Genomic DNA, 25562 nt, shown 5'->3' on the forward strand with positions numbered 1-25562 from the left:
GGCTGTGTCGCCTCGTTGGTGGTAAGCCGGAAAAAACGCCCCGACCTGTTCGGGGCGTTTTTTTATCTGCGTTGCGTCTGCAGTGCCACAAAAAAGCCCTCTATTTTTCAATAGAGGGCTTTTTCATAACCGGCGTTACGGCGTGCTGATTTTGACGTCAGCGGTCGATTCGTGGCCGTTTGTGCAGATCGATTTAGATACCGAACTTGTCACGCAGTGCGTAGTACCAGGCACCGACGGCGGTGAACGGTACGCGGAACAGCTGGCCGCCCGGGAACGGGTAGTGCGGCAAGCCAGCGAACGCATCGAAGCGCTCGGCCTGGCCACGCAGGGCTCCGCCCAGTACCTTGCCCGCCAAGTGGGTGTAAGTCACGCCGTGGCCGCTGCAGCCTTGCGAGTAATAGATGTTGTCGCCAATGCGGCCCACTTGCGGCAAGCGCGAGAGGGTCAGCAGGAAGTTGCCGGTCCAGGCGTAGTCGATCTTCACGTTTTTCAATTGCGGGAAGGTTTTGAGCATCATCGGGCGGATGATAGCCTCGATGTTGGCCGGATCACGGGCGCCGTAGACCACGCCGCCGCCGTAGATCAGGCGGTTGTCGCCGGTCAGGCGGAAGTAGTCGAGCAGGTAGTTGCAGTCTTCCACGCAGTAATCGTTGGGGATCAGGCTCTTGGCCATTTCCGCGCTGAGCGGCTCGGTGGCGATCACCTGGCTGCCGCAGGGCATGGTTTTGGCGGCCAGTTCCGGCACCAGGTTGCCCAGGTAGGCGTTACCGGCGACGACGATGAACTTGGCTTTGACGCGGCCATTTGGTGTGTGCACAACCGGGTTGGCGCCGCGCTCAATGCGGGTGGCTGGGGACTGTTCGTAGATCACGCCGCCCAGGGACTCCACAGCGGCTGCTTCGCCAAGGGCGAGGTTCAGCGGGTGGATATGGCCGCCGCTCATGTCGAGCATGCCGCCGATGTAGTTCTCGGTACCGACCACTTCGCGGATACGCTTGCTGTCCATCAGCTCAAGCTGGGTGTGGCCGTAGCGTTCCCAGAGCTTTTTCTGCGCTTCCAGGTGGCCCATCTGCTTCTGGGTGAAGGCGGCAAACACACCACCGTCTTTCAGGTCGCAGTTGATGTTGTACTTGGCGATACGCTCGCGAATGATGCGGCCGCCTTCGAAGGCCATCTGACCCATCAGTTGGGCAGGTTTTGGGCCGACGGTGCGTTCGATTACGTCGATGTCACGGCTGTAGCTGTTAACGATCTGCCCGCCGTTGCGACCCGAGGCGCCAAAGCCGACTTTGGCGGCTTCCACAATGGCGACCTTGAAGCCGTTCTCCAGCAGGGATATGGCAGTCGACAGGCCGGTGTAGCCGGCGCCAATGATGCACACATCGGTCTCGACATCACCTTGCAGTTCCGGGCGGGCTGGAACTGGGTTAGCCGACGCGGCGTAGTAGGATTCTGGATAAGGAGTGTGTGTCATATTTACAACCTATGTTTGTTATTTTTTACGAATGTCGAGATGCTACCCGAGTAAACAAATACCGGCTAGCCCCCTGTGCGAAATATAAAACGCTGAGTCGAACGGTAAAAATGGCGCATTTTCAGGGGGTTAGTGTTAAAGGTGTTGACACATCTGCGCTTCTCCGTAGAATGCGCCTCCATTGCAGACGCGTAGCTCAGTTGGTTAGAGCACCACCTTGACATGGTGGGGGTCGCTGGTTCGAGTCCAGTCGCGTCTACCAAGTTTCTTAAAAAGGGTCGCTGATGCGGCCCTTTTTTATTGGTCGCTTGTCAGTATGGCGGCTTTCTGAAAGCATTCCCGTTTTAAACCTCCAGTGACCCTGGTTCGGTAAAGGTAGCCTACGGGCTCCCGCCATTGTTAGGTGGGGTCGCCGCCGAATCGGATACTGGCTCATCCCAACCCATGTGACCTTTGGTAGGGGTCACCACTAGGAGAGGAGGCGCCATGCCCACCATTACTCTTCCCGACGGCAGTCAGCGTTCATTCGATCACCCGGTATCCGTACTTGAGGTGGCGCAATCTATTGGTGCTGGTCTGGCCAAGGCTACGGTGGCCGGTAAGGTCAACGGCAAGCTCGTAGATGCGTGCGATTTGATCGAGGCCGATGCAACGCTGCAAATCATTACGCCCAAGGATCAGGAAGGTCTGGAGATCATTCGGCACTCCTGTGCGCACCTGATCGGTCATGCCGTAAAACAGCTGTATCCAACCGCCAAGATGGTGATTGGGCCGGTGATTGATGAAGGCTTCTATTACGACATTGCGTCCGAACGTCCTTTCACCATGGAAGACGTGGCAGCAATCGAGCAGCGCATGCAGCAGTTGATCGACACTGAATACGATGTGATCAAAAAGGTTACGCCGCGTGCTCAGGTGATCGAGCTGTTCCAAGCCCGTGGTGAGGACTACAAGCTGCGTCTGGTTGAAGATATGCCGGATGAGCAGGCCATGGGCCTGTACCACCACGAAGAATACGTCGACATGTGCCGCGGTCCGCATGTGCCGAATACGCGCTTTCTGAAAGCCTTCAAGCTGACCAAGTTGTCTGGCGCCTACTGGCGCGGCGATGCCAAGAACGAGCAGTTGCAGCGCGTTTATGGCACCGCTTGGGCCGATAAAAAGCAGTTGGCGGCTTATATCCAGCGTATTGAAGAAGCCGAAAAGCGCGACCATCGCAAGATCGGCAAGCGCTTGGACCTCTTCCATACCCAGGAAGAAGCGCCGGGCATGGTGTTTTGGCACCCTAATGGCTGGACCCTGTATCAGGTGCTTGAGCAGTACATGCGCCAGATCCAGCGTGAGAACGGCTATCTGGAAATCAAAACGCCGCAAGTGGTTGATCGCAGTCTGTGGGAGAAGTCAGGGCACTGGGCCAACTACGCCGACAACATGTTCACCACACAGTCGGAAAACCGCGATTACGCCATCAAGCCAATGAACTGCCCATGCCACGTGCAGGTGTTCAATCAGGGCTTGAAGAGCTACCGCGAGCTGCCTATGCGTCTGGCTGAGTTCGGTGCTTGTCACCGCAATGAGCCATCTGGCGCGCTGCACGGCATCATGCGCGTGCGCGGTTTTACCCAGGATGACGCGCATATCTTCTGTACTGAAGAGCAGATGCAGGCCGAGTCGGCAGCATTTATCAAGCTGACCCTGGATGTGTACGCTGACTTCGGTTTCAGCGATATCCAGCTCAAGCTCTCGACGCGTCCGGAAAAACGCGTGGGTTCCGACGAGTTGTGGGATCGCGCCGAGGCTGCTTTGGCTTCTGCCTTGGACAGCGCAGGGCTGGCGTATGACCTGCAGCCGGGCGAGGGTGCGTTCTATGGTCCGAAGATCGAGTTCTCGCTGAAAGACTGTCTGGGTCGCGTCTGGCAGTGCGGTACGTTGCAGCTCGACTTCAATTTGCCGGTGCGTTTGGGCGCTGAATTTGTCAGTGAGGACAACAGTCGCAAGCACCCAGTTATGCTCCATCGCGCAATTTTGGGGTCTTTTGAGCGCTTTATTGGTATGCTTATCGAGCATTACGAAGGTGCCTTCCCGGCTTGGCTTGCGCCAAACCAGGCGGTGATCCTGAATATCACCGATAAACAGGCTGATTTTGCCCTCGAGGTCGAGAAAACTCTCAATCAGAGCGGGTTTCGTGCCAAGTCTGACTTGAGAAACGAAAAGATCGGCTTTAAAATCCGTGAGCATACTTTGCTCAAGGTTCCCTATCTCTTGGTTATTGGAGATCGGGAAGTTGAAATGCAAACCGTCGCCGTGCGCACTCGCGAAGGTGCTGATCTGGGCTCTATGCCCGTCGCCCAATTCGCTGAATTCCTTGCGCAGGCGGTTTCCCGGCGTGGTCGCCAAGATTCGGAGTAATCATTATTAAGCGTGAAATGAGACAGGATAAACGAGCTGCACCTAAGGCCCCGATCAACGAGAATATCTCGGCCCGTGAGGTTCGGTTAATTGGCGCTGAAGGCGAGCAGCTTGGAATTGTGTCAATTGAAGACGCGCTTCTTAAGGCTGAAGAGGCAAAGCTGGATCTGGTAGAGATTTCTGCCGATGCAGTGCCACCTGTTTGTAAGCTGATGGACTACGGCAAATCGATCTTCGAAAAGAAGAAACAGGTTGCCGCAGCGAAGAAAAACCAGAAGCAGATTCAGGTTAAAGAAATCAAGTTTCGTCCAGGGACGGAAGAAGGGGATTACCAGGTAAAACTACGCAACCTGGTACGTTTCCTTAGTGATGGGGATAAGGCCAAGGTATCGCTTCGATTCCGCGGCCGAGAGATGGCCCACCAGGAGCTGGGAATGGAGCTGTTGAAGCGGGTTGAGACTGACCTGCTCGAATACGGCGCCGTTGAACAGCATCCTAAGATGGAAGGACGCCAACTGATCATGGTCATCGCCCCCAAAAAGAAGAAGTGACCAAAAGGGCACGGCAGGCCTTGCGGTTATGTTTATCAACTGAATGCGGAGTATCCGAACATGCCAAAGATGAAAACCAAAAGTGGCGCTGCGAAGCGCTTCTTGAAAACGGCGAATGGCTTCAAGCACAAGCACGCTTTCAAAAGCCACATCCTGACCAAAATGTCTACCAAGCGTAAGCGTCAGCTGCGCGGAAGCACCATGGTGCATCCGTCTGACGTGCGTAAAGTGGATCGCATGATGCGTGTTCGTTAATTTCGGTCAAGATTTAGAGGTAGTTACTCATGGCTCGTGTTAAGCGTGGTGTCGTCGCTCGTCGTCGTCACAAAAAAATTCTGAAACTCGCTAAAGGCTACTATGGCGCACGCTCACGCGTGTTCCGCGTTGCCAAGCAGGCAGTGATCAAGGCAGGCCAATACGCCTACCGCGACCGCCGTCAGAAGAAGCGTCAGTTCCGTGCACTGTGGATCGCGCGTATCAACGCCGGTGCTCGTGTTAACGGTCTGTCCTACAGCCGTTTCATTGCTGGCTTGAAAAAGGCAGCGATCGAGATCGACCGTAAGGTTCTGGCTGATCTGGCAGTGAACGAAAAAGCGGCGTTTGCTGCGATTGTCGAGAAAGCGAAAGCCACCCTGGCTTAAGTCCCCGACAATCACCGGGCTCGCCCGGTGCTAAACGTCACCAATAGGGGAAGAGCTTTCGGGCTCTTCCCCTATTTCGTATCTGGAGTTTGTACATGGAAAATCTGGATGCGCTGGTCTCTCAAGCGCTTGAGGCCGTGCAGCGTGCTGAAGACGTAAATGCTCTGGAGCAATTGCGTGTTCTTTATCTTGGTAAGAAGGGCGAGTTGACTCAGGTGATGAAGACCCTGGGCGATCTGCCGGCAGATGAGCGGCCGAAAGTCGGTGCGCTGATCAATGCGGCCAAGGAACGTGTGCAGGAAGTGCTCAATGCCCGCAAGGCATTGCTTGAGCAAGCGGAATTAACGGCCAAGCTGGCCGCAGAATGCATCGATGTAACCCTGCCAGGTCGTGGTCAGACCTCGGGCGGCTTGCATCCCGTGACTCGCACGCTGGAGCGCGTCGAGCAGTTTTTCACCCGGATTGGCTACGGCATCGCTGAAGGCCCTGAGGTGGAGGACGATTACCACAACTTTGAAGCCCTCAACATCCCTGGCCACCACCCGGCCCGTGCGATGCATGACACCTTCTATTTCAATGCCAACATGTTGCTGCGTACCCACACCTCGCCGGTTCAGGTGCGCACCATGGAATCGCAGCAGCCGCCAATCCGCATCGTCTGCCCTGGTCGCGTGTACCGCTGTGATTCGGATATCACCCATTCGCCGATGTTTCACCAGGTCGAAGGCCTGCTGATTGACGAAGGCATCAGCTTTGCCGACCTCAAAGGCACCATCGAAGAGTTTCTGCGGGTGTTCTTCGAGAAAGACCTGGGCGTGCGTTTCCGTCCGTCATTCTTTCCGTTCACCGAGCCCTCTGCCGAAGTCGACATGCAGTGTGTGATGTGTAGCGGTAAAGGCTGCCGTGTGTGCAAGCAAACCGGCTGGCTTGAAGTCATGGGCTGCGGGATGGTGCATCCGAACGTATTGAAAATGTCCGGCATCGACCCGGAAAAATACCAAGGCTTTGCCTTTGGTATGGGTGTTGAGCGCCTCGCCATGTTGCGCTATGGCGTCAATGACTTGCGCCTGTTCTTCGATAACGACTTGCGTTTCCTGGCGCAGTTTCGTTAGTCGGGCAGGCTGTCGCATCGCGCCCGTTGCAGGGCGGCTGTGTTTAACCAGATATGACCAAGCGCCACGCCCTCTGTGGGTGGGCGCTTAGGAGAGCAGGATGAAATTTAGCGAACAGTGGCTGCGGACCTGGGTTAACCCGCAGGTTTCCAGCGACGAGCTGGTGGCTCGTTTGTCCATGGCCGGTCTGGAGGTCGACAGTGTGACCCCGGCGGCTGGGCAGTTCTCCGGCATTGTGGTCGGTGAGGTGCTGAGCACTGAGCAGCACCCGGACGCCGACAAGCTGCGCGTTTGCCAGGTCAGCAATGGCGTCGAGACATTTCAGGTGGTGTGTGGCGCGCCCAATGTGCGCCCCGGCCTGAAGATTCCGTTTGCCATGATCGGTGCCGAGTTGCCGGGCGACTTCAAGATCAAAAAAGCCAAGCTGCGTGGTGTTGAGTCCAACGGCATGCTCTGTTCGGCTGCTGAGCTACAGATAAGCGAAGAAAATGACGGCCTGCTGGAATTGGCAGCCGACGCGCCTGTCGGTGAAGACGTGCGCACCTATCTGCAGCTCAACGACGTCAGCATTGAAGTTGACCTCACGCCTAACCGCGGTGATTGCTTGTCGCTGGCCGGCTTGGCGCGCGAAGTGGGCGCGTTGTACGCCGCTCCAGTTAGCCGTCCACAGGTAGCGGCCGTTGCTGCTGTGCACGAGCAGGTATTGCCGGTCGAAGTGCTTACGCCGAAGGCGTGCCCACGTTACCTCGGGCGTGTGGTGCGTAATGTCGATTTGTCGCAGCCGACACCCCTGTGGATGGTCGAGCGTCTGCGCCGCGCTGATGTGCGCAGTATTGATGCCGTCGTTGATGTCACCAACTACGTCATGCTTGAACTCGGTCAACCCATGCATGCCTTCGATCTTGCCGAAATCAACGGTGGCATCCGTGTACGCATGGCGGAAGAGGGTGAGAAGCTGGTGTTGCTGGACGGCCAGGACATCAGCTTGCGCGCCAACACGCTGGTTATTGCGGACCATGAACGTGCACTGGCGATTGCCGGCGTCATGGGCGGCGAGAGCAGTGGCGTAAGTGCCACAACGCGTGATCTATTCTTGGAAAGCGCCTTCTTTGACACCATTGCCCTGGCTGGCAAAGCACGCTCTTACGGTCTGCATACCGACTCATCGCATCGTTTCGAGCGTGGTGTCGACTCGCAACTGGCCCGTGAGGCCATGGAGCGCGCTACAGGTCTTCTGCTGGAGATTGTCGGTGGCGAGCCTGGGCCAATCATTGCTGTCGAAAGCGCCGCTGATTTGCCGAATATTGCCCCCATTACCCTGCGCTCCGAGCGTATTGAGCAAATGCTCAGCATGGTTATGGATGACAGCGAAGTTGAGCGTCTGCTTGGCGGTTTGGGCTTGGGTGTAACGGCGGAGGGTCCTGGCCGTTGGCAGGTTGTAGTGCCGAGCCATCGCTTCGATATCAGCCTTGAAGTCGATCTGATCGAAGAGCTGGCTCGCCTGTATGGCTATAACCGTCTGCCAGTACGCTACCCGCAAGCGCGCCTGGCGCCTCAGCGCAAAGCCGAAGCGGCGGTTGAGCTGCCGGCACTGCGGCGTTTGCTGGTTGCGCGCGGTTATCAGGAAGCGATTACCTACAGCTTCATCGATCCGAAAATGTTCGAGCTGTTCAACCCCGGTGTTGCGCCGCTGATGCTGGCCAACCCGATTTCGGCTGACATGGCGGCGATGCGCTCCTCCTTGTGGCCAGGTTTGGTCAAGGCGTTGCAGCACAACCTCAATCGCCAGCAGACACGCGTGCGCATGTTTGAAAGCGGCCTGCGTTTTGTCGGTCAGCTGGAGGGCCTGAAGCAAGAGGCCATGCTCGCGGGCGTTATCTGCGGTGGCCGTTTGCCTGAAGCCTGGGCGCATGCTCGCGACACGGTGGATTTCTACGACATCAAAGCTGATGTCGAGGCTCTGCTGGCGTGCGCGGGTTCGGCTAACGAATTCAGCTTTGCCGCGGGTGAGCATCCTGCGCTGCATCCCGGTCAGACGGCTCGTATCGAGCGTGATGGCTGCTTGGTTGGATTTGTCGGTGCGCTGCATCCAGAGCTGGCCAAGACCTTGGGCATCGATCAGCCGGTTTATCTGTTTGAGCTGGTGCTGGCGGAAGTGGCGAGCGGACGCTTGCCTAAATTCCAAGAGTTGTCGCGCTTCCCAGAAGTGCGCCGCGATTTGGCTCTGCTGGTTGATCGTGATGTGGCTGCAACTGTGGTGCTTGATGGTATTCGCGCGCAGGCGGGTGACTGCCTGACCGACCTCAAGCTATTTGATGTGTATCACGGTAAAGGTATTGATCCACATAGAAAAAGCCTTGCGGTTGGCTTGACCTGGCAGCATCCATCGCGCACTCTTAATGACGATGAGGTCAATACTACAATTGAAAATATCCTCAGCTCGCTGGAACAAAGGTTCAACGCCACGTTAAGGAAGTAGCGTATGGGGGCTCTGACGAAAGCTGAAATGGCCGAACGTCTGTATGAAGAGCTAGGCCTGAATAAACGGGAAGCCAAGGAACTGGTGGAACTGTTTTTTGAGGAAATTCGGCACGCGCTGGAAGACAACGAACAGGTCAAATTGTCCGGTTTCGGCAATTTTGATTTGCGCGACAAGTCTCAGCGCCCCGGACGTAATCCAAAGACAGGCGAGGAAATTCCCATCACGGCGCGCCGTGTAGTGACTTTCCGTCCAGGGCAAAAATTGAAAGCCAGAGTCGAAGCCTATGCTGGAACCAAGTCATAACGCCGAGTTACCGCCCATACCCGGCAAGCGGTACTTCACCATTGGCGAGGTCAGCGAGCTCTGTGCGGTCAAACCGCATGTTTTGCGCTACTGGGAACAAGAGTTCCCACAGCTCAATCCGGTAAAGCGAAAAGGTAATCGGCGCTATTACCAGCGCCAGGATGTGCTGATGATTCGGCAAATCCGCGACCTGCTTTACGATCAAGGGTTCACCATCGGCGGAGCGCGTCAGCGCATGTCGGGTGATGAAGCCAAAGAAGATGCGACCCAATATAAGCAGATGATTCGGCAGATGATTGCCGAGCTGGAAGATGTGCTCTTGGTGCTACGCAAGTAAGCCTATCACCAAGCAAAAAACTTCCATATATCAAATGCTTATTGTATAGTTGCAGCGCTTTTGGATGTTCTCGAAAGCGGTACAACGCCTAGTCGGGGCGTAGCGCAGTCCGGTAGCGCACTAGCATGGGGTGCTAGGGGTCGAGTGTTCGAATCACTCCGTCCCGACCATATAATTCAATGACTTAGCCCGGTTCGGAAACGACCGGGCTTTTTCATGTCTTCAAAAAACCTACTTAACCCTCTCGCAGCTTTCCATGCTGTGTGATGCGATTCTCAGCGTTACCCCCCCCAATTCGCCGAGTTGCTCAGGCGCATAGCTAGCGGTCTTGACTCAACGGCAGTCGACAGCGATCCACTTTCCACCAGGTAGGCAGCAGCTTGCGGATAGCGTGCTGGTTGAAGCGGTCATCAATCAGGTAGACCACACCCTGATCTTTGACGGTGCGGATGACGCGCCCGGCAGCTTGAACAACCTTTTGTAGGCCGGGGTAGAGGTAGGTGTAGTCGTAGCCGTTGTTGCTGCCGAACATCACTTCCATGCGCTGTTTGATTTCTTCGTTGACCGGGTTGATCTGCGGCAGGCCGAGGGTGGCGATGAAGGCGCCGATCAGGCGGTCACCGGGCAAGTCGATGCCTTCGCCAAATGCGCCACCTAGTACAGCAAAACCAATGCCTCGGCCATTGCTGCAAAAACGGTCGAGAAAGGCCTGGCGTTCGCCTTCATCCATTTGCCGTGACTGCACCCAAACCGGAATCTGCGGATGCGCCGCGCGAAACTCATCCAGCACGGATTGCAGGTAGGCGTAACTGCTGAAGAAGGCCAGGTAATTACCAGGTCGTTCAGCGAACTGGCGCGCCATCAGTGCGGCAATCGGGGCCAGCGAGAAGTCACGATGGGCGTAGCGGGTGGAGAGGTTGCTCACGGCCTGCACATGCAGCTGCTCGGCGCTGAAGGGCGACTCCACATCAATCCAGGGTGTTTCTTCCGGCAGGCCCAGCAGGTCGGCGTAATAGCGCGCCGGGCTCAGGGTTGCAGAAAACAAGGTGCAGCTGTGGGCATCTTCGAAGCGGGACGCCAGAAACGGAGCTGGCACGATGTTGCGGATGCACAACGTCGACACTGACTGGCTGTTGTTTTCATCCCGGCTGATATCAAACAGCGAGTGCGCGCCAAAGGCTTCGGCCAGCCGGCAGAACAACATCGCATCCAAATAAAAGTGCAGCAGCTCGGCGGCATTGCCGGCCGGTTGCTCGCTCAGGTGGTCGGTGAGGGTGCTGACGGCTTTTTGCAGGGCCATGATGAACAGGTCAGGCGTGGTGGGGTAAACCTGATAGGTCACCTCCTGATCACGCTCCAACTGTCGCCAGTGCCGGCTGATGCGCTCCAGCGGTGCCTTCATGACGCTGGGTGAAATTCGCCGCACGGCTTCAAAACGCAGCTGATTGAGTTCGGCGGTGTACATGCTGCGGGCGCGTTCAATCAGGTTGTGGGCTTCGTCTACCAGCAGGGTGACACGCCATTCGTTGAGCAGTGTCAGGCCATACAGCAGGCCGCCCATGTCGAAGTAGTAGTTGTAATCACAGACCACCACGTCAGCCCAACGGCACAGTTCCTGGCTCAGGTAGTAGGGGCAAATCTGGTGGGCCAGAGCGACTTCCCGCACGCGCTCGTGGCTCAGCCATTGGCCTTCGAGCGCCGCCTTGCGGGCTGCCGGCAGGCGATCATAAAAGCCCTTTGCCAGCGGGCAGGAGTCGCCATGGCAGGCTTTGTCCGGGTGCTCGCAGGCTTTGTCACGGGCGACATGCTCCAACACTCGCAGCGGCATCGCGTCTTCCTGGCTACGCAGGGTGGCCAGGGCATCCAGGGCCAGGCGTCGGCCCGGTGTTTTGGCGGTGAGAAAGAACAATCGATCCAGCTCTTGCTCGGGAAAAGCCTTCAACTGCGGAAAGAGAGTGCCGAGGGTTTTGCCAATACCGGTGGTGGCTTGAGCCATCAGGCAGTGACCATCGCGCGCGGCGCGGTATACCGTGTTGGCCAACTGGCGTTGACCGCTGCGAAACTCAGCATGGGGAAAGCGCAGTCGTGTCAGTGCTTCGTCCCGCTGGCGGCGATGCTCGCGCTCGTACTCGGCCCAGCGGATATAGCGGCTGCATTGCAGCTCGAAGAACTCGCGCAGCTCATCCACCGTCGCAGTCAGGTGAAAGGCTGTTTCATGCTGGGTGATGACGTTGAAGTAGACCACCGCCAGATTGATCTCCGGCATATCGCGCTCACGGCAGAGCAGCCAGCCGTAAACCTTGGCCTGTGCCCAGTGCAGCAAACGGTGGTTTTCGGGGATGCGGCTGATGTCGCCGCGGTGAGTCTTGATCTCTTCCAGCAGGTTTTCATCCGGGTCATAACCGTCCGCCCGGCCGCGCACCTGCAAACCCTGGTATTCGCCGCTCAACGGCAGTTCGGCGTAATAGGTCGGGCCACGCCGACCCACTACGATGGCGTGGCCGGTCATGCCTTCCTGGGCGGTGGGCGAGGGGGTGAAGCGCAAATCCAGGTCGCCGACCTTGGCGGTGAACTCGCACAGCGCGCGGACGGCGACCTGATAGTTCACGCGTCTGCCCACTGCACGTAACAGACATCCACCGGCATGCCGTGCTCGGCACAGAAGGCCAGCCAGCGGCGCTGGTTGTCCTGCAGGCGGTCGCCGGGGCCTTTGACTTCAATCATTCGGTAGCGCTGCTCGGCCGGCCAAAACTGGATCAAGTCAGGCATGCCGGCGCGGTTGGCTTTGATGTCCAGCAACAGGCGCTTAAACCAGGCCCGCAGATGCGCGGCTGGCAGGCAATCGAGTGCCTGCTCCAGCAAGGCCTGATCAAGAGCGCCCCAAAACACGAACGGCGATTGAATGCCGAACTTGTCCGCGTAGCGTTGTCGGATCACCTGTTTGTAAGCATCCGAGTCGAGGTGCGCCAGGCACGCCGCAAACAGCTCGGCGCGCCGTGGATGAAAGTCAGCGCTGAGCAGATCGACCGGGCCGGTGTGGAAAGGGTGGAAGAAGGCTCCTGGTAGCGGCGCGAAGATCGCCTCCCAGCACAGCAGACCGAACAGGCTGCAGATCAGGCTGTTCTCGACATAGTGCACCGGCCCTTCGGGCTCGCTCAGATGGGCTTTGACGGCGAACTCGACACTCTGAGCTTCGGGTTTGGGCAGGCAGAGATCGAGGCGGGTTGGCGCGATGGCCTTGGCTTTTCCTGGCTGCGGTTGCCCCAGATGGCGCGTCAGACGCACCAAAGTGCGCTCGACGGCTTGCGCTTCGGCATCGCTTTCGGGTGCTTGTGCCGCTTGGCTGGCCAGTATGTAGGCCTGCTCCTGCTGCCCCAGACGTTCCAGCACCCGGATCTGCCGCAGGCGGGCACCGACATAACGGCAATCGGCATAAAAGCTCAGCGCACCCTGCAGATCGGCCTCGCGCTCCAATTGTTGGCCCATGCGGAACAGCAGTTTGTGGCGGCGCGCGGCCAGGAACGGCGTGTCGCAGACCAGGGCGCTGATCTGCTGCAGAACACTGCTGATCGGCGCGCCGGCCTCGAACTGCTCACGGCTGCGTTGCAGCTGCAGGTAGCAGTCCACATCGGTGCGGTGGCGAAAGGCCCGAGAGTCGGCGGTCAGCGCCACAGGCTCGTAACGGAAAATACCCAGCTCGGCGAGCACGAACTCCGACCAGTCCTGATGCAGGTTGCCGAAGAACATCAGGCGCAGACGTTCACACAGCGCATCAATGGTCAGGCTCAGGATCTGCTCATCAGCCGTGGGGCACCATGCGGCGAAGGGGCGGGGTTTGGTGTAGGTCTCGCTGAGCTGCTCCAGCAGTTCGCTTTTCTTTAGTGCTCTTTGTTTGGGGTTGTTAGCCAGGTGTTCGAGCACTTCATCCTTGCGCAGCAGGTTGAACAGCTCGTCCAGTGTCAACTCGGCGTCGTGCTGAATCCAGCCAGCGTCGAGCAATGATTGTGCGGCCTGGCGGGTGCAACCGATCTCGGCGTAGTCCAGCTTGCTGAGGCGAAAGTGCGAGCCCTTGCGCATGATCATCCTTACCAGCAGCGCTTGGGCTGCCGTGTCCATGGCCCAGAACTGCAGCAAGAACCCGTGCTCGGATTCACTCAACAAATCGCCAGAGCGTTCTTGCAGCCAGGTGAGGGCCTGCTGGAAATTCGCCAGGTAATAGAAGCGCGCATCGAGCGGCGATTGCATGGGTGTGCCAGGGGCTGTTTGCATGGTTCGGGTATCAGCGCCTCGCCGGGCGGGCAATGCAACATGGACGGGGAGAGCGGCAGGATTGTTGGCGGAGATTATGCCGCCTTTCAGCGCCGCGAATTGACCGAGCGGAGTTTAACTTGTACTGTTTATCTATACAGTATTATTCTGCAGGCATCCCCCTAATGGCCACCGCAACTATCCTAGGCCCCGTGGGCAGCTCCGTTATTGAGCTGCCCTTTTTTTCCTCCCGCGTTCCTGCTGGCTTTCCGAGCCCGGCGCAGGATCATCTGGAACAAAAACTTTCCCTGGATCAACTGCTGGATGTCGACGCGCCTCACACCTTCCTGGTGCGGGCCGATGGCGAGAGCATGGTGGGCATCGGTATTTTTGATGGCGACGTGATGGTGGTCAACCGGGCCATGCCGGCGCGGCACCGCGACATCGTGATCGCCGCGATCAATGGCGACACCTTCGTCAAACGCCTGATTCAGAATGGCCCGCAGATCGTGCTGCAGTCGGAGAATCCCACGTTTGCACCGCGCTACATTCTGGAGGGCGACGAGCTGCTGATTTGGGGCGTGGTCATCGGCAGCATCCGCCGTCACCACTGCCATGCATGAATCCGCCATCGCGCTGATAGACTGCAACAGCTTCTATGCCAGCTGCGAAAGGGTGTTTCGCCCCGACCTGCTGCGCACTCCCATTGTGGTGCTGTCGAACAACGATGGCTGCGTGATCGCTCGCTCCGCCGACGCCAAGCCCTACGTGAAAATGGGCGCGCCGTACTTTCAAATCAAACACGATCTCAAACGCTGGGGCATTGTCCCGTTTAGCAGCAATTACGCCCTCTACGGCGACATGAGCGAACGTGTGATGAGCGTGATCGAAAGCCTGGTGCCAGCGTTGGAGGTGTACAGCATTGATGAGGCGTTCGCCGATTTGACCGGCATCCCCGGCTCACTGGAACAGCTCGGCCGTGAGGTTCGCGCCCAGGTCTTACAGAGCACCGGCATTCCCACAGGCGTGGGCATCGCCACCACCAAGACCTTGGCCAAACTCGCCAATCATGCCGCCAAACGCTGGCACCAGCAGACCGGTGGCGTGGTGGATCTGCGTGATCCAGAGAAGCGCGACAAGCTGCTCAAGGTGACCCCGGTGGGTGAGGTGTGGGGCATCGGTCGCAAGCTCACAACTCACTTGCAAGGCATGAACATCACCACGGCTTGGCAACTGGCCCAGGCGGATGCGGCGCTGATCCGTAAGCAGTTCAGCGTGATTGTCGAGAAAACCGCCCGCGAACTGCGCGGCACCCCATGCCTGGGGCTGGATGAGGCGGTGACCACCAAGCAGGAGATCTGCTGCAGCAGAATGTTTGGCCAGCGCCTGAAAGCGATTGCCCCCATCCGCGAGGCGGTGGCCACCTATGCCGCCAGGGCCTGCGAAAAGCTGCGCAGGCAAGGCTCGTTGTGCAAGCAGGTGAGGGTGAGTATCCGCACCGGTATGTTCAATCCGGACGAAGCCAAGTACGCCAAAGGCATCATCTGCGAGCTGCCTTATCCCACCGATGACACCCGCCTGATTACCAAGGCCGCCACTGCCGGTTTGCAGCATGTGTTCAGAGACGGCTACGCCTACAGCAAAGCCGAAATCATGCTGCTCGATCTGCGTCAGCGCGGCGAGTTTACCGACGACATGTTCGCCACCACCCAGCCGGCCGCTGCCGAGCAGGTGATGGCTGTGCTTGATCAGATCAATCGCAAATGGGGCAGGGGCACGTTGCGGCCTGCGGGTGTGCCGGCAGCGCCGGAATGGGCGATGCAGCGGGAGATGATGAGCCCAAGCTACACCACCAACTTCAGTGAGTTGTGGTCGGTGAGAGCCAAGTAGTGGACGTGGATGTTAAGCGTCGCGCATTGATCGGTCGTCGGTCCAACCCCCTGATTAGGTGGCTCTACAAACGTGGGCTTGATCCAGGGGTTGCTTGGATCAGGCTTCGGTTATGGGTTTATTTTATTTTGGTTATAAATAAATAATTTCTTATTCTTTTTAATAAGTATTTTCCGTCTCTACACTTCCCTCCATCAACGTCTCTGGAGGGTGTGTCATGCGCAGCCAAGCTATCCGCTATCTGATTTTGCCGGGCTGGCAGGGCTCACCCGCAGACCATTGGCAGAGTCACTGGCAGCAAAGCTTGCCGACGGCTAGCCGGGTCGAGCAGTTCGATTGGGATAATCCTGATCCACGCGAGTGGGTCGCCAGTCTTGATCGACGTTTGGCTGAGGCCAGCACACCGACCATTCTGATTGCCCACAGCCTGGGCTGCATCACCGTCGCGCGTTGGGCGGCGCAGGCCAGTAGCCATGCCTTGCAGCGTGTGCGGGGCGCTTTGCTGGTGGCGCCGGCCGATGTCGAACGTCCGGGTTGTCCGCAGGAACTGCGTAGTTTTGCGCCGATTCCGTGCCAATCACTGCCGTTTCCTACTCGTGTGGTGGGCTCGGATAATGATCCGGCCGCATCGGTGCCGCGGGTGCTTGAGTTGGCCCAGCAGTGGGGCAGCGAGGTCGCCATTCTGCCTGGGGCCGGGCATATCAACGTGAAGTCGGGCTTCAGCCACTGGGAGCTGGGTTTCGCCTATCTGTTCCGCCTGCAAAGTCAGGTCGAGCAGCACGCCAAGCGCCGCGCCTGAAACAACTACCCGGTTGTACCGGGACCTCAACATTACTGAACCGCTTGCCCCATTTGGGCGCGAGCCGTTCACCTATTTCTTGTGCTAGGAGAGGGATCATGAGCCAGCACTTTCAAACATCACCGGCATTTCTCAGCTTCGCCGATGCCGAGCGCAGCCCTTTAAGCATTCGTGCGCGGGCGTTGGTGTTTTTCGACCCGCGTTCCAAACGCCTGCTTCACCAACTGGAGGAACTGGCGGCGACCAGTTTTGCAGTGCTGATTCAGGGCGATATGGGCACCGGCAAGGAATTGTTGGCGCGGCAGATTCATCAGCGCAGTGAGCGCGCAGGGCTGTTTGTGGCGGTCAATTGCGGCGCCATCAGCAAGCAGTTTGCCGAGGCCGAGTTGTTTGGCCATGCCGGCAGCCGTGGCGCCTCCGCCAGTAGCCGGGCGGGCTGGTTTGGCTCGGCCAATGGCGGCACCTTGTACCTGGATGAAATCGGTGACCTGTCCTTGCCGTTACAAGGCAAGTTGCTGGCGGCCCTGGAAAACCATGAGGTTACTCGGGTCGATGCCCTGCAGCCGACGCCGGTCAATGTGCGCCTGGTGGCGGCCACCAGCATTGATCTGGCCCAGGCGGTGCTGGTCGGTAAGTTTGATCAGCGCCTGTATCACTACCTCAATGAGGGACGCCTGGATCTACCGCTTCTGCGCGAGCGGCCGGCGGATATCCTGCCAATGGCGGAGTACTTCCTCGGCTTGTACGCCCAGCGCCTCGATCTGCCGATCCCGCAGATCAGTGCGCAGGCCCAATTAGCCTTGGAGACGTACGGCTGGCCCGGCAATACCCGGGAGCTAGAAAACGTCATGCACTTTGCCCTGTTGGTAAGCGGTGCGGAGATCCTTGAAGAACACCTGAAATTCTCCCTGCCGGGGGAGACCTCGCTGCAGCGCATCGAGCAACACTTGGATCAGCTTGTGCAGGACGGTGATGCTGCTGTGTTGCAGCAATTGGCCGCCTTGTTCAGTCGCGGTGTGCAGTCGGTGGCAGAGGCAGCGCGTGCACGGTCAAAAGTAAAGTAGTCCTGGATAGGCAGGTGGGCTGATTCGCACCTGCCTGAACGCCACGTGCGGATAACCGCTGCGCAGCTGTCACTGCCATGGATTGCCGGGGGTAGCGAGGCCATCTTCAATGGCGCTCGATGCCATGCTGCCGTGGCGGGCCTGAATCACCAGGTAGTTGAGTGGCTGGTCGTCGGTATTGCGCCAACAGCGTTGTCCTTCCGGTGCCACCCGGATCACTGAACCCGGCCCTACCGGCACACTGCGGTCATCCACGCAAAACTCGCCGGCGCCGCTGAGAAAGAAATACACCTCTTCGTTGAGCCTGTGGGTATGGGTGAACGGCATGGAGACGCCTGCGGGCAGCGAGTTGATGGAGATTTCCATCCCGCTCAGCCCAAGCGCTTCTTTGAGGAAGTGCTTGCCCTTGGCTGGCCTTGGTAGCAGAGGATGGGCAAACAGGTAGTTCATCCACTGCTGCGGTTCGCCCACTTCGACACAGGACATGTTCTGCTCGGTATTCATCGGCTTTTCCTCGTTGCGACTTGGGTATGGAGAAACAGATCACTGCCCACTGACGTGTGCGGTCAGTGCTGGGGTGAGGCCTTGCCGGGCAATGTCATTGAGCATCTGGTGGGTCTGCTTGAGGTTGCCGGTCGCACTGCCAGCCTGCAGTTGTTCGGCTTGGGCAAACCAGCTGTAGGCATATTGAGCATGGCTCAGTGCCTGTGCGGGCTCGGCTGCAGCCGCTTCGAGGTGGCACTGGCCAATGCCGAGCGCCAGGCGGCTGTCGATCAATTCGGGCTCGATTTCGGTGGTCAGGCAGTACGGCTGTGCCGCCGAAACGGGAAATGCAGCACTGACGGCGATCGCGGCCGCCAGACTCACAGACAGTAGTGGGCTCATGGTGATTGCTCCTTGGGTTTGACGTTTGTGGCATCTGGTTCCATGATGGAACCTGGGATCGACATTAGGTTTCATAACAGAACCTGTCAAGGCCTTTAGCGCCTTGCCGCTGGAATCATCCGACCGTCAGGACAGCCCCATGGAAAGAGTGTGTTTCGAAGACCGCAATTGCTCGATCGCCCGCGCCCTGGATGTGCTGGGTGATTGGTGGAACGTGCTGATCATCCGCGAGGCGCTGTGGGGCACCTGCAAGTTCGATGAGTTTCAGCGTCATCTCGGGATGTCCAAGAGCATTCTGTCGAAGCGCCTGAAGCTGCTGCTGGAGCACGAGATTCTGGAAAAACGCAGCCAGGGCAGCAGCGTTGATTACCACCTCACTGCCAAAGGCCGTGAGGTGCAGGCGGTCATCGTCAGCCTGCTGCAATGGGGTGACCGCTGGTATCCGCAAGCCGAAGGCCCGCCTGTAGTGCTGGTCAACCGGCAGACGCGCGTGCCGCTGGCGCCGCTGTGTTTTCAGGATGAAGAGGGCACGCCGTTGGCGTTGGCCGATATCGGCCTGAGTGCAGGCCCTGGTGCCAATGAGGAAACCCGCGAGCGCATCAAGCAGATCCAGCGCGCCCATGGGCGCAGCTGATTTCGCCGACGTTCACTCCTGACTCAAGCCACTGGCCACGAATTCGACGCACAGGCGCTGGCGAAGAAGTCGACCAGCCAGCGTATGACGGCAGCGTTTGCTGACATGACCTGCGCTACGGTTATTGCAGACCGTGTTTTTTTACCTTGTCGAACAGGGTGGTTTTGGCCATGCCCAGGGCCACGCTGGCTTGGCTGAGGTTGCCCTGATGACGTTCAAGCGCACTGCTGAGCAGGTTCTTCTCGAACGCTTCGACCGCCTCGGCGAATGATGGGCCGGCGTTTTCCAGAGCTTGCTCGCCCTTTTTAAACAGCGGCAAACCAAGGGCGAAGCGCTCGGCGACGTTGCGCAGTTCGCGGACATTACCCGGCCAGTCATGGGCTAACAGCTTGGCCAGGCTCTGCCGGTCGAGCTCAAGGGCGCTGCGGTCAAAGCGCAGCGCCGCCTGCTGGGCGAAGTGCTCAAACAACAGCGGGATATCTTCGCGGCGTTCGCGCAGCGGCGGCAGCTCCAGGGTGACCACGTTCAGGCGGTAATAAAGGTCGCTGCGAAATTGTCCGGCTTTGCCCAGTTCATCCAGGTCGGCCTTGGTGGCGGCAATCACTCGGCAGTCGACGCTCACGCTCTGGTTCGAGCCGAGGCGTTCCAGGCTGTGTTCCTGCAGCACCCGCAGCAGTTTGATTTGCAGACTGAGGGGCATGCTTTCGATTTCATCAAGAAACAGGCTGCCGCCGTTGGCGTGCTCGATCTTGCCGATCCGGCGTTTGCCGGCGCCAGTGAAGGCGTTGGCCTCGTGGCCGAAAATCTCGCTTTCGAACAGGTTTTCCGGCAGACCGCCGCAGTTGAGGGCCACGAATTGCTGGCTCTTGCGTCGGCTGAAGTCGTGCAGGCAGCGCGCGACCAATTCCTTGCCAGTGCCGGTTTCGCCCTCGATTAGCACATTGGCGGAGGTGTCGGCGACGTTGGCGATCAATTCACGCAGCGCCTGCATGGCCGGCGAACGGCCCAGCAGACGCTCGGCCAAGTCCTGAGTGCCGCTGAGCTGGCGGCGCAGTTGCGCCACCTCGCGGGCCAGGCGCCGTTGTTCGAGGGCGCGGCGGGTGACGTCGACCAAACGCTCCGGGGAAAAGGGTTTTTCCATAAAGTCGTAGGCGCCATCACGCATGGCACCGACCGCCATGCTGATATCGCCGTGGCCGGTGATCAACACCACCGGCAGGCTGCGGTCGCGGGCCTTGAGTTGGGCCAGCAGTTGCAAGCCGTCGATGCCGGGCAAGCGGATATCGCTGATGACAATCCCGGCGAAGTTATCGCCGATCTGCTGCAGGGCCTCTTCGGCACTGCCGACGCCGATGCTGGAAATGTCTTCCAGGCTCAGGGCTTGCTGGCAACCGAGGAGTACATGGGGGTCGTCTTCGACGATCAGGACGCTGAGGGGCTCATGCATCGGTAGGGGGCTCGACGGGGGAAGGGGTGGCCAGCGGCAGGCACAGCTCAAAGGCCGTGCCACCTGCTTCAGGATACTGCACCGCCAGACTGCCGGCGGCGGCCACGGCCAGGCTGGCTGATAAGGTCAGGCCCAGCCCGAGGCCTTGTTCGCCCGGTTTGGTGGTGAAAAAGGGCTCGAACAAATGTTTGCGCAACGCCAGTGGAATGCCTGGGCCGTTGTCGCGCACCTGCAGGCGATAGACGCCGTCGGCGGCTTGACCGCTGAGCCACAGCTGGCGCTCGGGCTGCGCCTGCATGGCGTCGAGGGCGTTGACCAGTAGGTTGACCAGAATTTGCTCCAGGCGCGTCTGGTCGATGGCCAGGCGCGCATCGGCGAAGTTGGTATGCAACTGCACGGGGGTCTGTTGCAGGCGACCCTGGAGGAGAAACAACGCCGCATCCATGGCCTTGCCCAGTTGTGCCTCGCCGCCGTCATCGGCGCGGCGGGCGAAGGCGCGCAGGCTGGCGGTGATGCGACCCATGCGGTCGACCAATTGGTTAATCGTGGCGAGGTTGCTGGTGACCGTGTCCAGGGCGCCGCGCTGGAGGAAGCGCATGGTGTTGCCGGACAGGGTGCGCAAGGCCGCCAGCGGTTGGTTGAGTTCGTGGGCGATGCTGGTGGACAGCTGGCCGATGACCGCCAGTTTGCCCGCCTGCACCAGGCTGTCCTGGGCTTTGCGCAGAGTTTCTTCGGCTTGCCGGCGTTCACGAATCTGCGCCTTCAGGCGGTCGTTGCTGGCGCGTAGCGAGCGGGTGCGCTCGGCAATTTTGCGCTCCAGGTGATCGTTGGCTTGCTGCAGCGCTTCGCGGGCCGCCAGGCGGGTGGCGATGACCTTGCGTCGCTGGTTCCAGGCAATCAGCAGAAAGGCCAGCAGGGCCACCGCCACCGCAGCCAGTACGCCTTGGCTGATGGCCTGGCGGCGCACATCCTGCAGCGGTGAGAGCAGGGTGAAGCTCCAGGGCGAGGCCTCCAGGCGACGGGTTTGGGCCAGGTAGCTGACGGCTTGGGTCGGATCGTTCTGGGCCGTGTTGGCCGCCAGGGTGAGCAGTTCGGTGTTGCTGTCCAGCGGCTGGCGCGCCAGAGGTTGCAGCGCGTCCAGGCGGGTCCAGTGGTATTGCAGGCTACTGGCCAGGCTGGTGCGGGTCTGTTCGCTCAAGGGACGAATGGATTTGAGGCGCAAGGCGGGGTCGCTGGAGAGGATGATGATGCCGTTCTCGTCGCTGACATACGCCTGCAGGCGCGCGCGGGCCCAGCGTTGCTCGATGGGTTCGAGGCGCACCTTGACCACCGCCACGCCGATGATTTTGTCGCGTTGGCGCAGGCCGTGGGCCAGGTAATAGCCGGGCTCGCCGGTGGTGCTGCCGACGCCGAAGAAGCGTCCCGGCTTACCCTGCACGGCATCTTGGTAATAGGCACGAAAGGACAGGTCCTCGCCCTGGAAACTGTCGGCGTCGCGCCAGTTGCTGGTGGCCTGCACGCGGCCGCCGAGATCGAGCAGAAAGATCGCCCGGCTGCCGCTGCGGCGGTTGAGGCCTTCGAGGTAGCGATTGACCTTGAGGCGCCGAGCTTCGCTGGGGTTGAGCAACAGTTGGCTGACGCCGGACTCCAGTTCCAGCAGGCTGGGCAGGTAGGTGTGGGTGCTGATTTCGCTTTCCAGCGCGCGGGCATGTAGGCCCAGTTGACGTTCGCCGCTGTCAGTGAGGGCGGCGATGGCGAATTTTTCGCTGATCAAATAGCCCGCGTAGCCGCAGCCGAGCACCAGCAGGAGCATCAGCACAGTCAGCAGCAGGTGACGTAGCAGGCGTGGTTTCACGGTCAGGGCGGGCGGGACGGCGCGAAGGCTGGAGGAGGGGCATTGCATCACAGTCATCCTAGGCTGACCAGTTGTGCGCGGCGAGCGGCGCCCCGCACAAGGCGGGAAGCCGCTGTCGCGCGGTCACACGGATCAGTGCTGGAGGATTTTGGCGAGGAACTGCTGGGCACGTTCGGAGCGCGCCGAAACGTCGCCGAAGAACGCCTCCTTGGCGCAGTCTTCGACGATCTGCCCGCGGTCCATAAAGATCACCCGGTCGGCGACCTTGCGCGCAAAGCCCATCTCGTGGGTCACGCACATCATGGTCATGCCTTCCTGGGCCAACTGCACCATGACATCCAGCACCTCGTTGACCATCTCCGGGTCGAGGGCCGAGGTCGGCTCGTCGAACAGCATCACGATCGGGTCCATGGCTAGGGCGCGGGCAATGGCCACGCGTTGCTGCTGGCCGCCGGAGAGTTGGCCAGGGTGTTTGTGGGCATGGGCCAGCAGGCCAACGCGGTCGAGCAGTTTGAGGCCCTTTTCCGTGGCGTCGGCCTGGCTGCGACCGAGCACCTTGATCTGCGCGATGGTCAGGTTTTCGACGATGCTCAGGTGCGGGAACAGCTCGAAGTGCTGGAACACCATGCCGACCCGCGAGCGCAGCTTGGGCAGGTCGGTTTTAGGGGCGGCGATCGAGGTGCCGTCGACTACCACGTCGCCTTGCTGGAAAGCTTCCAGGGCGTTAACGCACTTGATCAGGGTCGATTTGCCGGAGCCGGACGGGCCGCACACCACCACCACTTCACCCTTGTTGACCTGGGTGCTGCAGTCGCTCAGCACCTGGAAGTCCCCGTACCACTTGTTGACGTTCTGGATGGAAATCATACGGCTAACCTCTTGTGCAGATGCTTCACCAGCAGGGAGGCGGAGAAGCTGATGGCGAAATACACCAGACCGGCGAAGATCAGGAATTCATGGGGTTGGCCGATGATGTCGCCACGCGAGCGGGCGGCGTTGAGGAAGTCCATCAGGCCGACGGTGTACACCAGTGAGGTGTCCTGGAACAAAATGATGCTTTGCTGCAGCAACAACGGGGTCATCTTGCGAAACGCCTGGGGCAGGATGATCAGACGCATGCACTGGCCATAACTCATGCCCAGGGCTTGGGCGGCGCCCAGTTGGCCCTTGGGAATGGCCTGGATGCCGGCCCGGACGATCTCGCAGAAATACGCCGCCTCGAACATCACAAACGCCACCAGGCATGAGCTGAAGGCGCCCACTGGGGTGTCTTCGCCAGTGATCCAGCGCAGGATGAACGGCACGGCGAAATAGAACCAGGTGATCACCAGCAGCAGCGGAATGGAGCGGAAGTAGTTGACGTAGGCGCCGGCCAGGTTGGCGATCCACGGCCTTGATGACAGGCGCATCAGCGCCAGCAGGGTGCCCAGTACTACACCGCCCAGCACGCCGAGGGCCATCAGCTGCAGGGTCATCTGCATGCCTTCCCACAAGCCGGGCAGGGCCGGCACTATCGCGCTGAAGTCCATTATTTGCCTCCTGCGGCGAGCAGGCCGGGCACCGCCACGCGGCGTTCAATCACGCGCATCAGCAGCATCAGGCTCATGTTCAGGGTGAAGTAGATCAGCGTGGCCAGGGTGAAGGCCTCGAACAGGTTGGCGCTGAATTCGGCGCTCTGTTTGGTTTGCGCCATCAGCTCCATCAGGCCGATCAGCGACGCCACCGAGGAGTTTTTGAAGATGTTGAGGAACTCCGACGTCAGCGGCGGAATGATGATCCGGTAGGCTTGTGGCAGCAGCACGTAGGCGTAGATCTGCGGCAGCTTGAAACCCATGGCGCGGGCGGCGCCGAGCTGGCCCTTGGGCAGCGCTTGGATGCCCGTGCGCACCTGCTCGCAGACCCGCGCGGCGGTGAACAGGCCGAGGCACACGACCACGCTGATGTAGGCTGACGTAGCAGGATTGAGGTCCTGCTTGAACCACAGCTCCAACGGCTCTGGCAGCAGGTCGGGGACCAGGAAGTACCAAAGAAACAGCTGCACCAGCAGCGGCACGTTGCGGAAGATTTCCACATAGGTGGTAGCCATGCCGGCCACCCAGCGGTTGGGCACAGTGCGCAGCACGCCCAGTAGCGAACCCAGCAGCAGGGCGATAACCCAGGCGGCCAGGGCAATGGCGATGGTCCAGCCGAGACCGCTGACAAACCAGTCCAGGTAGATTTCGCTGCCAATCCCGGTGGGCTTGAAAAACATCGCCCAGTCCCAGTTGTAATTCATGGCGTTTTCCATCGGATGAGGCAAAGGGCGAACACCGGCGCCGGGCGCAGTGGCCCACAGTCACGGGTAGCGACTGGACGCGGTGTTCATTCGGGGGGAGACCGTTCGGCGCGTTAACGCCGCGCGGTTGGCCAGCGCAGGCGCCCCTTGTGAAGGCGCCGCGCGGACCCCGTCAGAGCTGTTCGGCAGCCTTGTCGGTGGGGTTGGCGATGAGCTTTTGCAGCTCGGCGCTCATGGGGAAGTTCAGGGTCAGGCCTTTGGGCGGCACCGGCTGTTGGAACCAGGTGGCGTAGATGGCGTGAATATCACCGGAACTGAAGGTGTTGCTGATGGCGCGGTCAACCACCTGTTTAAAGGCCAGGTCGCCCTTGCGCAGCATGCAGCCATAGATTTCAAAGGATTGTGGCGTGCCGACTACGGCCCAGTCAGCGGGCTTCTTGGCCTTGGCCATTTCACCGTAGAGCAGGGCGTCATCCATCATAAACGCCACGGCGCGGCTGGATTCGAGCATCAGGAAGGATTCGCCGTGGTCCTTGGCCGAGATGATGTTCATGCCCATCTGCTGGTCGGCGTTCATGGCCTTGAGCAGGCGCTCGGAGGTAGTGCCGGCGGTGGTCACCACGTTCTTGCCCTTGAGGTCGGCAAAGTCGCTGACGCCGCTGGTCTTCTTGGTCAGCAGGCGGGTGCCGACCTCGAAAATGCCGACGGAGAAATCCACCTGCTGTTGGCGCTCGACGTTATTGGTGGTGGAGCCGCACTCGAGGTCCACGGTGCCGTTCTGCACCAGCGGGATACGGGTCTGTGAGGTGACCAGGTTGTAGCGCACTTTAAGCTCGGGCATGCCCAGCTCCTGCTTGATCGCTTCGACGGCTTTCAGTTGCAGGTCGTGGGAGTAACCCACTGGTTGGCGCGGGTCATTGCCCAGGTAGGAAAACGGAATCGAGGCATCGCGATGCCCGAGGGTGATGGTGCCGCTGTCCTTGATTTTTTTCAGGGTGCCGGTGAGTTCGGCAGCCTGCAGGGATGTCGACAACAGGGCAGCGGTAATGGCTGCACCCAGCAAATGGGGGACGATGCGCATGAGTCTTTTCCTCGGCTTATTGTTGTAGGGGCAATGCGACCAGGCGCCTGAGTCGAGTCAGGCACTGATGCT

The 25562-nt window shown here is 59.6% G+C and carries 24 protein-coding genes and 2 tRNA genes; 15 read left to right on the top strand and 11 right to left on the bottom strand.

The annotated features are described in order from the left end of the window. Positions 1-193: 193 nt before the first annotated feature. On the bottom strand, positions 194-1477 hold the full coding sequence (locus AC56DI_RS03470) for an NAD(P)/FAD-dependent oxidoreductase (RefSeq protein ID WP_496344956.1): 1284 nt from the start codon (positions 1475-1477) through the stop codon (positions 194-196). 185 nt (positions 1478-1662) lie between these two features. Here AC56DI_RS03470 and AC56DI_RS03475 point away from each other — a divergent pair. The 10 genes from AC56DI_RS03475 (at position 1663) to AC56DI_RS03520 (ending at position 9482) form a co-directional block, all read left to right on the top strand. Continuing rightward, positions 1663-1739 (top strand) — tRNA-Val (locus tag AC56DI_RS03475). Positions 1740-1963: 224 nt separating this feature from the next. Next, positions 1964-3886, top strand: coding sequence for a threonine--tRNA ligase (gene thrS, locus AC56DI_RS03480; RefSeq protein WP_496344957.1), 1923 nt, complete (start codon positions 1964-1966; stop codon positions 3884-3886). Beyond that, positions 3886-4437: a translation initiation factor IF-3 gene (gene infC / locus AC56DI_RS03485; protein WP_324520281.1), complete on the top strand. Its 552-nt coding sequence runs from the start codon at positions 3886-3888 to the stop codon at positions 4435-4437. Before thrS ends, infC begins: the two co-directional genes overlap by 1 nt. A 60-nt stretch (positions 4438-4497) precedes the next feature. Beyond that, a complete protein-coding gene (gene rpmI, locus AC56DI_RS03490) occupies positions 4498-4692 on the top strand; it encodes a 50S ribosomal protein L35 (protein ID WP_496344958.1) in 195 nt (64 codons plus the stop codon). A gap of 29 nt (positions 4693-4721) precedes the next feature. Then, positions 4722-5078 (top strand): 50S ribosomal protein L20, encoded by a 357-nt coding sequence (gene rplT, locus AC56DI_RS03495; protein ID WP_324520274.1) that lies wholly within the window; start codon positions 4722-4724, stop codon positions 5076-5078. Positions 5079-5173: 95 nt separating this feature from the next. After that, positions 5174-6190: a phenylalanine--tRNA ligase subunit alpha gene (gene pheS, locus AC56DI_RS03500; RefSeq protein ID WP_324520275.1), complete on the top strand. Its 1017-nt coding sequence runs from the start codon at positions 5174-5176 to the stop codon at positions 6188-6190. Between the two features lie 100 nt (positions 6191-6290). Continuing rightward, the gene (gene pheT, locus AC56DI_RS03505; RefSeq protein ID WP_496344959.1) at positions 6291-8669 is read left to right on the top strand and encodes a phenylalanine--tRNA ligase subunit beta; all 2379 of its coding nucleotides are present in this window, start codon (positions 6291-6293) and stop codon (positions 8667-8669) included. Between the two features lie 3 nt (positions 8670-8672). Further along, positions 8673-8975, top strand: a complete 303-nt coding sequence (gene ihfA, locus AC56DI_RS03510) for an integration host factor subunit alpha (protein ID WP_305654907.1) — start codon at positions 8673-8675, stop codon at positions 8973-8975. Beyond that, complete coding sequence (locus AC56DI_RS03515; protein ID WP_324520278.1) at positions 8956-9312, top strand: MerR family transcriptional regulator; 357 nt, start codon at positions 8956-8958, stop codon at positions 9310-9312. Before ihfA ends, AC56DI_RS03515 begins: the two co-directional genes overlap by 20 nt. A gap of 93 nt (positions 9313-9405) precedes the next feature. After that, a tRNA-Pro gene (locus AC56DI_RS03520) sits at positions 9406-9482 on the top strand. A gap of 149 nt (positions 9483-9631) precedes the next feature. On the opposite strand, the gene AC56DI_RS03525 is transcribed toward AC56DI_RS03520, so the two are convergent. Together AC56DI_RS03525 and AC56DI_RS03530 are read right to left on the bottom strand one after the other, a co-directional pair. After that, the gene (locus AC56DI_RS03525; RefSeq protein ID WP_496344960.1) at positions 9632-11920 is read right to left on the bottom strand and encodes an ATP-dependent DNA helicase; all 2289 of its coding nucleotides are present in this window, start codon (positions 11918-11920) and stop codon (positions 9632-9634) included. Next, positions 11917-13557 (bottom strand): VRR-NUC domain-containing protein, encoded by a 1641-nt coding sequence (locus AC56DI_RS03530; protein ID WP_496344961.1) that lies wholly within the window; start codon positions 13555-13557, stop codon positions 11917-11919. Before AC56DI_RS03530 ends, AC56DI_RS03525 begins: the two co-directional genes overlap by 4 nt. 188 nt (positions 13558-13745) lie before the next feature. Here AC56DI_RS03530 and AC56DI_RS03535 point away from each other — a divergent pair, with 188 nt between their 5' ends. The 4 genes from AC56DI_RS03535 (at position 13746) to AC56DI_RS03550 (ending at position 17313) form a co-directional block, all read left to right on the top strand. Continuing rightward, a complete protein-coding gene (locus AC56DI_RS03535) occupies positions 13746-14183 on the top strand; it encodes a LexA family protein (RefSeq protein ID WP_496344962.1) in 438 nt (145 codons plus the stop codon). Continuing rightward, complete coding sequence (gene umuC, locus AC56DI_RS03540; protein WP_496344963.1) at positions 14176-15450, top strand: translesion error-prone DNA polymerase V subunit UmuC; 1275 nt, start codon at positions 14176-14178, stop codon at positions 15448-15450. Before AC56DI_RS03535 ends, umuC begins: the two co-directional genes overlap by 8 nt. A gap of 217 nt (positions 15451-15667) precedes the next feature. Then, positions 15668-16249: an RBBP9/YdeN family alpha/beta hydrolase gene (locus AC56DI_RS03545; RefSeq protein WP_496344964.1), complete on the top strand. Its 582-nt coding sequence runs from the start codon at positions 15668-15670 to the stop codon at positions 16247-16249. 98 nt (positions 16250-16347) lie between these two features. Then, positions 16348-17313: a sigma 54-interacting transcriptional regulator gene (locus AC56DI_RS03550; RefSeq protein ID WP_496344965.1), complete on the top strand. Its 966-nt coding sequence runs from the start codon at positions 16348-16350 to the stop codon at positions 17311-17313. A 69-nt stretch (positions 17314-17382) separates the two neighbouring features. Here AC56DI_RS03550 and AC56DI_RS03555 read toward each other — a convergent pair whose 3' ends face one another. Further along, the gene (locus AC56DI_RS03555) at positions 17383-17817 is read right to left on the bottom strand and encodes a cupin domain-containing protein (protein WP_496344966.1); all 435 of its coding nucleotides are present in this window, start codon (positions 17815-17817) and stop codon (positions 17383-17385) included. A 39-nt stretch (positions 17818-17856) separates the two neighbouring features. After that, positions 17857-18198 carry a hypothetical protein gene (locus AC56DI_RS03560; RefSeq protein ID WP_496344967.1) on the bottom strand — a complete coding sequence of 114 codons (342 nt, stop codon included), beginning with the start codon at positions 18196-18198 and terminating at the stop codon, positions 17857-17859. Positions 18199-18337: 139 nt separating this feature from the next. Between AC56DI_RS03560 and AC56DI_RS03565 the strand changes: the two genes are divergently transcribed. Beyond that, complete coding sequence (locus tag AC56DI_RS03565) at positions 18338-18832, top strand: winged helix-turn-helix transcriptional regulator (protein ID WP_496344968.1); 495 nt, start codon at positions 18338-18340, stop codon at positions 18830-18832. 121 nt (positions 18833-18953) lie between these two features. Here AC56DI_RS03565 and aauR read toward each other — a convergent pair whose 3' ends face one another. The 6 genes from aauR to AC56DI_RS03595 all read right to left on the bottom strand — a co-directional run bounded on the left by aauR (position 18954) and on the right by AC56DI_RS03595 (position 25490). Next, complete coding sequence (aauR, locus tag AC56DI_RS03570; RefSeq protein WP_496344969.1) at positions 18954-20279, bottom strand: two-component response regulator AauR; 1326 nt, start codon at positions 20277-20279, stop codon at positions 18954-18956. Further along, positions 20272-22182, bottom strand: coding sequence for a sensor histidine kinase (locus tag AC56DI_RS03575; RefSeq protein ID WP_496344970.1), 1911 nt, complete (start codon positions 22180-22182; stop codon positions 20272-20274). Before AC56DI_RS03575 ends, aauR begins: the two co-directional genes overlap by 8 nt. 84 nt (positions 22183-22266) lie before the next feature. Further along, positions 22267-23001 carry an amino acid ABC transporter ATP-binding protein gene (locus AC56DI_RS03580; RefSeq protein WP_496344971.1) on the bottom strand — a complete coding sequence of 245 codons (735 nt, stop codon included), beginning with the start codon at positions 22999-23001 and terminating at the stop codon, positions 22267-22269. Beyond that, complete coding sequence (locus AC56DI_RS03585) at positions 22998-23666, bottom strand: amino acid ABC transporter permease (RefSeq protein WP_324521797.1); 669 nt, start codon at positions 23664-23666, stop codon at positions 22998-23000. Before AC56DI_RS03585 ends, AC56DI_RS03580 begins: the two co-directional genes overlap by 4 nt. After that, positions 23663-24409 (bottom strand): amino acid ABC transporter permease, encoded by a 747-nt coding sequence (locus tag AC56DI_RS03590; RefSeq protein ID WP_496344972.1) that lies wholly within the window; start codon positions 24407-24409, stop codon positions 23663-23665. The genes AC56DI_RS03585 and AC56DI_RS03590 overlap by 4 nt, the downstream gene beginning before the upstream one ends. 172 nt (positions 24410-24581) lie before the next feature. Beyond that, positions 24582-25490: a glutamate/aspartate ABC transporter substrate-binding protein gene (locus tag AC56DI_RS03595; protein ID WP_496344973.1), complete on the bottom strand. Its 909-nt coding sequence runs from the start codon at positions 25488-25490 to the stop codon at positions 24582-24584. Positions 25491-25562 lie beyond the last annotated feature (72 nt).

This window comes from Pseudomonas sp. BGA-UO-ETr-WB11 (assembly GCF_059567785.1).